The 11637-nt window shown below is 34.0% G+C and carries 10 protein-coding genes and 1 pseudogene; 6 read left to right on the top strand and 5 right to left on the bottom strand.

Annotation, left to right across the window (positions count from 1 at the left end; genetic code table 11):
• The first annotated feature begins 83 nt into the window (after positions 1-83).
• From tilS to cysK, 6 genes are all read left to right on the top strand, one after another.
• Positions 84-1391 carry a tRNA lysidine(34) synthetase TilS gene (tilS, locus tag ACHAJD_RS09130; protein WP_435585562.1) on the top strand — a complete coding sequence of 436 codons (1308 nt, stop codon included), beginning with the start codon at positions 84-86 and terminating at the stop codon, positions 1389-1391.
• On the top strand, positions 1385-1933 hold the full coding sequence (hpt, locus tag ACHAJD_RS09125; RefSeq protein ID WP_435585561.1) for a hypoxanthine phosphoribosyltransferase: 549 nt from the start codon (positions 1385-1387) through the stop codon (positions 1931-1933). The genes tilS and hpt overlap by 7 nt, the downstream gene beginning before the upstream one ends.
• 5 nt (positions 1934-1938) lie before the next feature.
• Positions 1939-3873, top strand: coding sequence for an ATP-dependent zinc metalloprotease FtsH (gene ftsH, locus ACHAJD_RS09120; protein WP_435585560.1), 1935 nt, complete (start codon positions 1939-1941; stop codon positions 3871-3873).
• Positions 3874-3924: 51 nt separating this feature from the next.
• Positions 3925-4191, top strand: a complete 267-nt coding sequence (locus ACHAJD_RS09115) for an RNA-binding S4 domain-containing protein (RefSeq protein ID WP_435585559.1) — start codon at positions 3925-3927, stop codon at positions 4189-4191.
• A 24-nt stretch (positions 4192-4215) separates the two neighbouring features.
• Positions 4216-5712 (top strand): lysine--tRNA ligase, encoded by a 1497-nt coding sequence (gene lysS / locus ACHAJD_RS09110; RefSeq protein WP_435585558.1) that lies wholly within the window; start codon positions 4216-4218, stop codon positions 5710-5712.
• Positions 5713-5783: 71 nt separating this feature from the next.
• A complete protein-coding gene (cysK, locus tag ACHAJD_RS09105) occupies positions 5784-6695 on the top strand; it encodes a cysteine synthase A (RefSeq protein ID WP_435585557.1) in 912 nt (303 codons plus the stop codon).
• A 79-nt stretch (positions 6696-6774) separates the two neighbouring features.
• Here the strand turns inward: cysK and cysE are convergent.
• From cysE to ACHAJD_RS09080, 5 genes and pseudogenes are all read right to left on the bottom strand, one after another.
• Positions 6775-7275 (bottom strand): annotated as a pseudogene (cysE, locus tag ACHAJD_RS09100) (serine O-acetyltransferase); the annotation flags it as partial.
• Positions 7276-7306: 31 nt separating this feature from the next.
• Positions 7307-7894 (bottom strand): hypothetical protein, encoded by a 588-nt coding sequence (locus ACHAJD_RS09095; RefSeq protein ID WP_435585556.1) that lies wholly within the window; start codon positions 7892-7894, stop codon positions 7307-7309.
• A gap of 25 nt (positions 7895-7919) precedes the next feature.
• Complete coding sequence (gene fba, locus ACHAJD_RS09090; RefSeq protein WP_435585555.1) at positions 7920-8786, bottom strand: class II fructose-1,6-bisphosphate aldolase; 867 nt, start codon at positions 8784-8786, stop codon at positions 7920-7922.
• 140 nt (positions 8787-8926) lie between these two features.
• Positions 8927-10240: a TldD/PmbA family protein gene (locus tag ACHAJD_RS09085; RefSeq protein ID WP_435585554.1), complete on the bottom strand. Its 1314-nt coding sequence runs from the start codon at positions 10238-10240 to the stop codon at positions 8927-8929.
• Positions 10240-11637 (bottom strand): TldD/PmbA family protein (locus tag ACHAJD_RS09080; RefSeq protein ID WP_435585553.1); only part of this gene is annotated, 1398 nt, incomplete at its 5' end. The genes ACHAJD_RS09085 and ACHAJD_RS09080, both read right to left, overlap by 1 nt.

Below are 11637 nucleotides of genomic sequence, written 5' to 3'. Positions count from 1 at the left end.
TCATCGAATATTTTGAAATTAAAAGCATTTCACATAGGTAAGAAGAAATGACTTTTTATGGTATAATTAATTCAGGTGATTTTATGTCTAACATTGAAGCAATTTTAAAGCATCTAAATACCCTTACTACCAAAGAAGAACCTCTTATTCTAGCACTAAGTGGTGGCGTTGATTCTATGGTACTTTTTGACATACTTATTAATAACAATTACCAAGTAATAATTGCTCATGTAAATCATAAACAACGTAAAGAATCTGATATTGAATATGAAGCAATTAAAACCTTAGCACATAAGCATAATGTTCCTTTTGAAGGTTATACAATCGATGAAACGATTGAGTCAAATTTTCAAGCAGTAGCACGTTCTTTAAGGTTAAATTTCTTTAAAGAGGTCGCCAAAAAATTCAATTCTAAGAAAATCTTATTAGCACATCATTTAGATGATCAAATCGAGACGTTTTTCATGAAATTTGTAAAAGGATCTCCTCTACAAAATTTAAGAAGTATTCAATTAGAAACACCACTTAATGGTATTACTCTATTAAGACCATTAATATACACACCCAAAGAAGTGTTAGTCGATTATGCCTTTAAAAACAAGATTAATTATTATGAGGATTACTCGAACTATTCTGATACTTATACAAGAAACCGTTTTAGACATCAAATTATTCCTACATTAGTGGATGAAAAAGATACCTTCTACACTATGATGCTGGAACGACTTGAGCAATTAAATGCCATTAATGATTTAATCAAAGAACAATCTTTACAGTTTATAAAACAACACAAAAAACGTATTCCAATTGAGTCATTCTTAACATTAAACCCACTAGTTCAAGATGACATTTTAAGACGTTTGGTTAATCATTTTACAAATAAAACTTATAATCTATCTAAACAACAACTAGATCAGCTTATTAAACTATTAAATACTTATCAAGGAAATTTAACTTATCCAATATCAAATATTTTAGAATTTCATATTGAGTACGATCATTTTTTCATTGCTCTACCGAGTGAAAACTCTCAAAAATATATCGAAATTACACAAGAAGGAACCTATCATTATGATACACAGACCTCATATGTTGTAACTCATAAGAAATCTAGTCAAATTTCTGAAAATTACACAGTGTTATGGTATAATAGTAAAGTATTTCCTATCATGATTAGACCACGAAAATCTGGTGATCAAATATTGTGTTCTTTTGGTCATAAAAAGATAAAAGATCTTTATATTGAAAAAAAGATACCTCCAAGTGAAAGAAAAAATATTCCACTTCTAGTAAATGACAAGGAAGTATTATGGATTCCTTTTTTAAAAATGAGTAAGTATCAAAAAAAATTAAAGAAAAAAGTTTATATTTACGAGGTGCGTACATGTTAGAAAAAGATATTGAACAAGTATTGATTTCTCAAGAAGAAATTAAAGAAATTTGTAGTCGTTTAGGTAAACAAATATCTAAAGATTACGAGAATGAGTTTCCTATTGTTTTAGGACTTTTAAAAGGCTGCGTTCCTTTTATGGCAGATTTAGTTAAACATATCGATATTCATATAGAGATGGCTTTTATGAATGTATCAAGTTATCACGGTGGCATCGAATCCACTGGTGATGTGAAAATCGATATGGATTTAAGTTCACCTGTAAAAAATCGTCACGTAATCATAGCTGAGGATATTGTCGATTCTGGTAGAACAATTCAATCGGTTGTTGATTTATTAAAATACCGTGGTGCAAAAAGTGTCAAGGTAGCCACGTTAATGGATAAACCAGCAGGTAGAGTTATTAATTTTGAACCAGAGTATATTGGTAAAACGATTCCAAAAGCTTTTGTCGTAGGTTATGGTTTAGACTATGATGAAAAATATCGTAATTTACCTTATGTAGGTACGCTAAAACCAGAAATATATACAACTAAGGAGTGAGAAATATGTCACAACCACAACCGAAACCTCCAGTAACAAAAGCAAATAGAGTCGGAAACCTCATTGTGATGGTTTTAATCCTTTTATTTGTCTTTTCTGCTATATGGATGTTCACACAGTCAGGTGAAGAACCGACTGAACTTACTTACACTGAGTTCATTGTAAAATTAGAAAATGGCGAAATAGACAAAGTCTTTTCAACCCCAATATCAGGTGAAATTAATACTGGTGCCTATTTAATAGAAGGTACTTATTTGGATGGCACTAAATTTTTCTTAGAAGTCCCAACCCAAGGTGTTTTAAATGATATTATTGAACGAATAGATGCATCACCTCATAATGTTACTTATCAACACATTAGAGGTTCCTCATATGCGTTTTGGAACATATTTATCATTTTACTTCCAATCATTCTTATTTTAGTACTTGTTGGCTTCTTTATGAGAAGTAGCGGCGGAAATAATAAAGCCTTTGATTTTGGTAAAAGCCGTGCAAAAATGAACCGTGGGAAAACCACTACATTTAAACATGTTGCTGGAATTGATGAAGAAAAAGAAGAGTTATCTGAGATTATAGATTTCTTAAAAAATCCTAAAAAATACATGGCACTCGGTGCACGTATTCCAAAAGGTGTCTTATTAATAGGCGCACCAGGTACAGGTAAAACCTTACTCGCAAGAGCCGTAGCCGGTGAAGCTGAAGTTCCTTTTTACAGCATTAGTGGTTCTGACTTCGTTGAAATGTTTGTAGGGGTTGGAGCAAGCCGTGTTCGTGATATGTTCAAAACAGCTAAAGCTAATGCACCTTGTATAATCTTTATTGATGAAATTGACGCTGTTGGGCGTCAAAGAGGTACAGGTCTTGGTGGAGGACATGATGAACGTGAACAAACACTAAACCAATTACTCGTTGAGATGGATGGATTTGGTGCAAATTCAGGAATCATTGTTATGGCTGCAACCAATAGATCTGATGTCTTAGACCCTGCGTTATTAAGACCCGGACGATTTGACCGTCAAATTACTATTTCACGTCCCGATATAAAAGGACGTCAAGCAATATTAAAAGTTCATGCTAGAAATAAACGTATCGATTCAGCAGTTACTTTTGAAGAAATCGCACGTAGAACTCCAGGATTTACTGGTGCTGATTTAGAAAACTTACTTAACGAAGCTGCTTTACTTGCAGCTCGCGAGAATAAACCGGCAATAAAACTTTATCATATTGATGAGGCTGTAGATCGTGTAATGATGGGCCCTGCCAAAAAATCACGTGTATTTTCTAAACGTGAACGTGACTTTATTGCACATCACGAAGCTGGTCATGCTGTTTTAGGTATAAAGTTAGATAACGCCAATATCGTTCATAAAGTAACAATTATTCCACGTGGACAAGCTGGTGGTTATAACCTTATGTTACCTGAGGAAGAAGAATCATTCTTAATGACTAGAAAAGGATTAATGGATCAAATAACTGGTTTACTTGGTGGACGAGTAGCTGAAGAGTTAATCTTTAACGAAGTTTCAACCGGTGCACATAACGACTTCCAACGTGCTACAGAAATCGCACGTTCAATGGTCACCGAGTATGGTATGAGCTCACTTGGTCCAATCCAATATGAAAAACGTAGCGGTAATGTGTTCTTAGGAAGAGATTACTCTGCAGATAAATCGTTCTCAGATACAGTTGCTTTAGAAATCGATACTGAGGTACGTAAAATTATTACTGAAGCTTATGATAATGCGAAAAAAGTTTTATCAGAAAATACAGATTTATTAATTCTAATTGCTAAAACATTACTTGAAGTTGAAACATTAACCCGTGAAGATATCATGGAACTTGTAGAAACTGGTAAATTAGCTTGGTTAGAAAAGAAAAATAATAAAGCTCTAGAGAAAGAAAAAGAGAAGGAAAAAGAAAAAGAAAACTTAGCATTCTAAACTAACTTAAAAGGGTGTTTCTCACCCTTTTTCGTAAGAATGGAGAACCTTATGAGGCTTGATAAATACTTAAAAGTATCACGTATAATAAAACGTAGAACCCTTGCAAAAGAAGTTGCTGATGCAGGTAGAATACTAATTAATGATAAAATCGCTAAATCTAGTTCTACTGTTAGTATTGACGATATAATTGAAATTAAATATGGCAATAAAATATTTGTTGTCAAAGTTATTAAATTATTAGATTCAACGAAAAAAGATGATGCAAAAGCGATGTATGAAATACTTGAAGAGCGTAGATTATCAAACGATAATTAACCCGAATTTAAAGAGGTGAATAAAATGGATGATTTACATCAATTATCTGAACAAGAACGCGTAAGAAGAGAAAAATTAGCATTTTTAGAAGAACGAAATATCGATCCATTTGGATCAAGATTTGAGCGTAATACTAACACAAAAAAACTTCATGAATTTTACGATGGTTTCAGTAAAGAAGAGCTCACTGATAAAACCGACACATTAATTTTGGCTGGTCGCATTATGACAAAACGTGGTAAAGGAAAAGCCGGTTTTGCGCATATTATGGACCAATACGGACAAATTCAAATATACGTTCGCCTAGACCAAGTTGGTGATGAAGCTTTTGAAGTTTTTGATAAGGCTGATTTAGGTGATATTGTCGGTGTTGCTGGAACTATTATGAAAACTAATATGGGTGAATTATCCATTAAAGTTAAAACGTTTACTCATCTTGTTAAAGCCCTTAGACCCCTTCCTGAGAAATGGCATGGTCTAAAAGATATTGAAGAGCGTTACAGACGTAGATATGTAGATTTAATTACAAATGAAGATACAAGAAATACGTTTATCATTCGTTCTAAGATTCTTTCAAGAATTCGCAGTATCTTAAACGAAAAAGGCTTTTTAGAAGTTGAAACACCTATTTTACATGCTATTTTAGGTGGTGCAGCAGCACGACCATTTAAGACACACCATAATACTTTAGATATGCCTTTTTACTTAAGAATTGCGCCTGAACTTTATCTAAAACGATTATTGGTAGGTGGGTTTGAAGGTGTCTTTGAACTAGGTAGAAATTTCAGAAATGAAGGGATTAGCATTAAACATAACCCTGAGTTTACAATGTTAGAGTTATACCAAGCCTATGGTGATATTAGTACAATGATGTCTTTAACTGAAGAAATCATTTCATCTGTAACTTACTGTGTCTTAGGTAAGACTGAAGTCGAATATGGTGAAAAAACCATTAACTTAGCCCCAGGATGGAAAAAACTTCATATGGCTGATGCTGTAAGAGATACAGTTGGAATAGATTTTTGGGATCGTTCATTAACTTATGAACAAGCAAAAACTTTCGCGATTAGTAAGGGTCTTGATGTACCTGCGCATTTTAATGGTATTGGTCATATTCTTAATTTATTGTTTGAAGAGTTCGTTGAAGGTACAATTATTCAACCAACCTTCGTTTACGGCCATCCTGTAGAAATCAGTCCTCTAGCTAAAAAAAGTAAAGAAGACGACCGTTTTACTGATCGTTTTGAATTATTCATTGATAACCGTGAATACGCAAATGCATTTAGCGAGTTGAATAATCCTATTGATCAAAAAGAGCGTTTTGAATCTCAACTACAAGAAAAAGATTTAGGAAATCAAGAAGCCACTGAAATGGATATTGATTATATTGAAGCACTTGAATATGGAATGCCTCCAGCAGGTGGTTTAGGTATTGGTGTTGATAGATTGGTCATGTTGTTAACCAACTCACAATCGATAAGGGATGTAATTTTATTCCCTCATATGAGAAACAGAAAATAAAAATGGCATTTGCCATTTTTTTCTACCCATTTTTATATATACTATAGTTGTAAAGAAAGAAGGTTTAATTAATGATTGTAAATCATATTCATGAACTAATAGGCAATACACCTATTGTTAAATTAAATAAATTAACCAAAGGATTAAGTGCTTCTATTTATTTAAAACTAGAATGGTTTAATCCTGGTGGTAGTGTCAAAGATCGTATTGCTTTAAGTATGATAGATGCTGCTATTGAAGAAGGCTTACTAAAAGATGGTATGACAATCATAGAGCCTACAAGTGGTAATACTGGAATCGGTTTAGCACTTGTTGCTGCTGCTAAAGGTTTTCCTTTAATTATTACTATGCCAGATACTTTAAGTATTGAAAGACGTAAAATATTAGAAGGTTATGGCGCAAAACTCATATTAACTGATGGAACCAAAGGAATGAAAGAAGCCATAAGAATTGCAAAAGAATTAGCCGATGAAAATAACTACTTCATGCCAATGCAATTTGATAATATAAATAATCCTAAAATCCATATGCGAACAACTGCTGAAGAAATAAAAAGCGATTTTAATTCACTAGATTATTTAGTGGTTGGTGTTGGAACAGGTGGTACTATTACTGGAACTGGTACGATATTGAAATCTCATTATAAAAATCTCACTATAACCGCTGTAGAACCAAAAGATTCTCCAATTTTAAGTGGTGGCTCGCCAGGTCCACACAAAATACAAGGTATTGGTGCAGGATTTATACCAAACATTTTAGACACTTCTATTTATTCTGATGTCATAACCATTACAAATGAAGAAGCTTTTGAAACTGCACGCAGATTAGCGAAGGAAGAAGGTTTATTTGTTGGAATATCAACTGGTGCTAACGTTGCAGCCGCATTAAAAATAGCTCATTCTATCAATGAACCTGTTACAATACTCACATTCTCTCCAAGCAATGCAGAACGTTATTTATCCACTGATTTATTCAAAAAATAAAGCGATAACTTTTTAGTTATCGCTTTTTTGTATCCATTACAGCTAATGAACATACAAGTTCAGAGCTTTTTTCATTTGGTATAATACGCGCTGGAATCCCTACAGCCGTTGAAAAGTCTGGAACGTTTCTTAAAACAACTGCGTTAGCACCAACTTTTGAAAAAGCACCAACTTTAATATTACCAAGTATTTTAGCACCCGAGGCTATCATTGCGCCTGTACATATAGTAGGATGTCTTTTTTTACCCTTTTCATTACCTGTACCACCTAGTGTAACCCCGTGATAAATAAGAACATCATCCGCAATTTCAGTGGTCTCACCGATAACAACACCGGTTCCATGATCGATAACAAAATTCTTACCAATCCTAGCTGCTGGGTGTATTTCTACACCGGTAAGAAATCGTGCAAATACACTAATGATACGTGCAATTAGCTTTAATCTTAATACCCATAGTAAGTGGGTAAATCTATAAATCCAAACCGCATGCATACCATTATAAGTAAGTAATATCTCCAACCAATGTCGCGCAGCAGGATCTTTTCTTTTTATCGTTTTTATGTCACTAATAAATCCCATAACTCACCTCTAAGTAAGAAAAGGCATCTTTTTAGATGTCTTTTCCAATTACAAACGCTTCATCGGTTGATAATGTTATATTTAAATTTTCAGCAATTTCAACGAAAATATCAATAATGCTTACATATTCAAAATCTAAAGTATCAACGATACCATGAATTGCTTGATTTAATTTTTCAGATGCATACTCAAACTCTTCACGTTGTTCAGCAATCATATTTTCGATTATAGTTTCCGCTTCGTTTAGTAGTGTAAAATCAATTTCTTCTTCAATTTCTTCTAAATCAGCTCTGAAATCAGAGATAAAAAGCAAATAGCCAACAAGGGGTGTAAAGGTTTCAAATGCCTCACAATTAGAAGCAAATAATTTTTCCCAATAGATTTTAATTACTTCGAACTGAGTATATAAATAATTAAGGCCAACTTGAAAAATCGTTTCTAACTCCTCATCTAACTGTCCTTCTTCAACAGCGTGCTCATAAATATGATTTAGCACCGCATAAACCGGTTCTAAGCGATCATATATGAATGAGCCATGATGTTTGAAACGCTCTAATACCTCAATATTATCTAATTTCCAATTGACAAAATCCTTTAATACGAAGTCAAATTGGTTCATAAAACCACTTCCTCTTATTGTATAACTATGCTTTATTTGTAGACCCAAATAAGTCCATTTTTTCTCTTACAACATCTAAAATAGCTTGATAACCCGGTTGTAATAGTTTTCTAGGGTCAAAGCCTTTACCCTTTAAATCTTTACCTTCTTCAATGTACTGTCTAGTTGCAGCAGCAAATACTAATTGGCATTCTGTATTAACATTAATTTTAGAAACACCATAAGTGATGGCTTCTTTAACCATCTCATCAGGAATCCCTGTTCCACCATGTAATACTAGTGGAATGTTATTTGTTGTTTCACCAATTTCTTTTAAAACCGCCATATCAAGTCCCGTCCAGTTTTCTGGATATTTACCATGAATATTACCAATCCCAGCTGCAAGCATCGTAATACCTAAGTCCGCAATCATTTTGCATTCTTTAGGATCTGCGACTTCCCCTGTTCCAGTAACACCGTCTTCTTCTCCGCCGATACTACCAACCTCAGCTTCAACACTAATTCCGAGTTTACTTGCATAAGCGACGATTTCTTTTGTTTTTTCAATATTTTCTTCGATTGGATAGTGTGATCCATCAAACATAACACTTGAGAATCCTGCTTCGATGCATGCAATTGCACCTTCAAAAGAACCATGGTCTAAGTGTAAAGCAACAGGCACGGTGATATTTAATGTTTCTATCATACCTTTAACCATCCCTACTACAGTATTATAACCTACCATGTACTTTCCTGCCCCTTCAGACACACCTAAAATAACTGGTGATTGTTTTTCTTGGGCTGCAGTCAATACTGCTTTTGTCCATTCCATATTATTTATATTGAATTGTCCAACTGCATATCCTTCTTTTCTTGCTTTTTCCAGCATCGCTTTTGCTGATACTAGTGCCATAAAATAAAGCCTCCTATTATACTATTTATTCAAACTAATTATATATGAATAGTACCAAAATGTAAACCAATCAACCCTTTTCATATCAAGTTAACGTTTTCATAAAAAAAGCACCACCAAAAGGCGATGCTTTGAAAAAATTATTCTCCTGAAACAACTAAAGACTTAATTTTTAATGATGGACTACCGATGAAACTAAAACTAAATTTCAAGTCGTCACATACTTCAGTAACTTCACTTAACATATCTAAGTAATTCCCTGCAACAGTAATTAGGGCAACAGGTTTAACAACTTTACCTTCTTCAACTAAGAAACCACTTGCTTGTAAACTAAAGTCTCCACTAATAGCATTTGTCCCTGAATGGGTTCCTGCTAAATCAGTAATAATGAGTCCTTTTTTCATTGAAGCAACTGCCTCATCATAGTTTACACTTCCAGATTTAATATAGAAGTTAGTTGGAGAAACTCCCCCTCTAAAGCCATTTCCCGTAGATTTAGTGTCAGCTTTTTTTGCTGTTTTTAAATTATGTAGATAAGTGGTGAGTTTTCCATTTGAGACCATTTCTTTATAATCTGAACTAACCCCTTCATCATCGAATGCGCCACTACGAGGACTCTTTGTCATGTGTGGATCATCAACGATAGTAATATGTTCATTTGCAATATTTTCACCTATTTTATCTTTTAGCTTAGACATCCCTTTTTGGACACTTTCAGCACTAAACATAGATAAATAAGCTTGAAGTAATGACGCGCTTGCGGTATTTTGAAGTACAATTTCATAATCACCAGATTTAATTGCTTTTGCACCTAATAAAGAAGTGGCTTTTTTAACTGCATCATTTGCAATTTGATCAACATTGAAATCTGCTAGTATATTTGACTGTACATATTCAAAAGCACTTCTTGAATCGCCGTCTTCTCTAGCTACAACGTGTGCACCGAAAATTGCATTATTAACTTCTTTTTCAAGTTTTAATCCTTTTGAATTTTGTAATAATACACGTTTTGTAACTTCGCTATAAAAGGCTTCACTAATATCAACACGTGTGTCTAATAAACGTAGTTTTTCTTCTAAATCGAAAACCAACTGAATTTTCTTTTCAACTGGGAGTTCATTTAACTCTGCTTGATATAATCCTTCTAACGCTTTATAAGACTTGCTACCTTCAAAAATAAATACTTCATCCATTGATTCAATTAACGAGGCACTTTTAATGATTTCATCTACCCAAAACTCAGCTTCTTCTAAATCAATCACTTCAGTAACCATTTTTCCCATTTTTCCGTTATAGATACCAGATATGGTTAAAACGCTAGTATCAGCCATTTGATGCTTTTCTAATTCACCTTTAAATACTTCTAGGTCTAACTGTGATGATGATTCATAAAAACACTGAATCGACTCAACACCTTTTTCTTTTGCGATTTTAAATACTTTATCAAAGTTCATTAGTTAGCCCCCTTTCTTCCACCAACAGTCATGCTTGAAACACGTAACGTTGGTTGACCAACATCTGTTGGAATACTTCCAGAAACACTACCACACATACCTTGAGCACGAAGTAAGTTGTCACCAACCATATCAATTTTCATTAATGCATCTTTTCCAGTTCCTACTAATGTTGCGCCTTTAACAGGTTCAGCAATTTTTCCATCACGAATCATATAACCTTCCATTACTGCAAAGTTAAAATCTCCAGTTGATGGGTTAACTGAGCCACCGCCCATTTTTTTCGCGTATAGTCCGAACTCTGTAGCAGATATAATTTCATTAAATGTTGAGTCACCATTATCGATATACGTATTACTCATACGAGATGTTGGCGCAAAACGATACGATTCGCGTCGCCCTGAACCTGTTGATTTAGCGTTCATACGGATACCATTAATGTGATCAATCATATAGCTTTGTAAAACACCATCTTTAATAAGTACACGACGTTGTTGTGGACGTCCTTCATCATCAAAATTAGCGCTTCCCCATGCATTTTCGATCGTTCCATCGTCAATCGCGTTGACAATTGGGTTAGCAATTTTTTCTCCTTGTTTTCCACTAAAAACACTTGCGTTTTTAGATACTGAAGTTGCTTCTAAACTATGTCCGCAAGCTTCATGGAAAATAACGCCACCAAATCCGTTATCAATAACAACAGGCATTACACCACTTGGACATTCTTCAGCATGTAACATCGTTACAGCAACACGAGACGCTTCTTTAGCTGCTTCTTCAACACTAAATGTTTTATAAAATTCAAACCCGTAGTGTCCTCCTGGTCCATTAAATCCACTTTGCATATCTTTTCCGTCACTTGCAACACTGTGAATACCTAAACGTGTACGTACTCTTTGGTCGTAAACATAAATATCTTCACTACTTGCTATCCATACATTTTGAACATAATCCATATAACTTATTGATACTTGCTTAATTTCATCACTGAATTCACGTGCAGCTTCATTGGCTTTTTTTACCAACGCTACTTTTTCATCCATTAATACTGTATCTGGCATACGTTCAATTTGATGGGCTGTTCCTTTTTTCAGTTCACCTAACGTTATCGTTTCACGAACTCTATCACCTAAAAAGGATTTTGATAAATCCGAAGCGAGTTTGATGAGGTCTTCTTCTTTTTTACTATTGGTATAGCCATAAACACTGTTATATCCTTTAGCAACACGGATACCGATTCCAAAAATTTTCTGGGTAACCGCTTGTTCTATAGTATTACTTTGCATCATTGTAGCAGATTGAATTTTGTCTTCAATATACACCTCAGCAAAGTCAGCTTGGCTATTAAGCGCTGTATTTATAATGCGCTCAAGAACACTTTTTTCTAACATAATTTT

The sequence above is a fragment of the Liberiplasma polymorphum genome (assembly GCF_043951795.1).
Taxonomy (GTDB): Bacteria; Bacillota_I; Bacilli_A; order Izemoplasmatales; family Izemoplasmataceae; genus Liberiplasma; species Liberiplasma polymorphum.
This window is presented reverse-complemented; position numbering and strand designations above follow the sequence as displayed.

What these genes read in the sequence shown, in the direction of transcription:
- tilS (WP_435585562.1), top strand. Translation starts at nt 84, where the DNA reads ATGTCTAACATTGAAGCAATTTTAAAGCATCTAAATACCCTTACTACC.
- hpt (WP_435585561.1), top strand. Translation starts at nt 1,385, where the DNA reads ATGTTAGAAAAAGATATTGAACAAGTATTGATTTCTCAAGAAGAAATT.
- ftsH (WP_435585560.1), top strand. Translation starts at nt 1,939, where the DNA reads ATGTCACAACCACAACCGAAACCTCCAGTAACAAAAGCAAATAGAGTC.
- ACHAJD_RS09115 (WP_435585559.1), top strand. Translation starts at nt 3,925, where the DNA reads ATGAGGCTTGATAAATACTTAAAAGTATCACGTATAATAAAACGTAGA.
- lysS (WP_435585558.1), top strand. Translation starts at nt 4,216, where the DNA reads ATGGATGATTTACATCAATTATCTGAACAAGAACGCGTAAGAAGAGAA.
- cysK (WP_435585557.1), top strand. Translation starts at nt 5,784, where the DNA reads ATGATTGTAAATCATATTCATGAACTAATAGGCAATACACCTATTGTT.
- ACHAJD_RS09095 (WP_435585556.1), bottom strand. Translation starts at nt 7,894, where the DNA reads ATGAACCAATTTGACTTCGTATTAAAGGATTTTGTCAATTGGAAATTA.
- fba (WP_435585555.1), bottom strand. Translation starts at nt 8,786, where the DNA reads ATGGCACTAGTATCAGCAAAAGCGATGCTGGAAAAAGCAAGAAAAGAA.
- ACHAJD_RS09085 (WP_435585554.1), bottom strand. Translation starts at nt 10,240, where the DNA reads ATGAACTTTGATAAAGTATTTAAAATCGCAAAAGAAAAAGGTGTTGAG.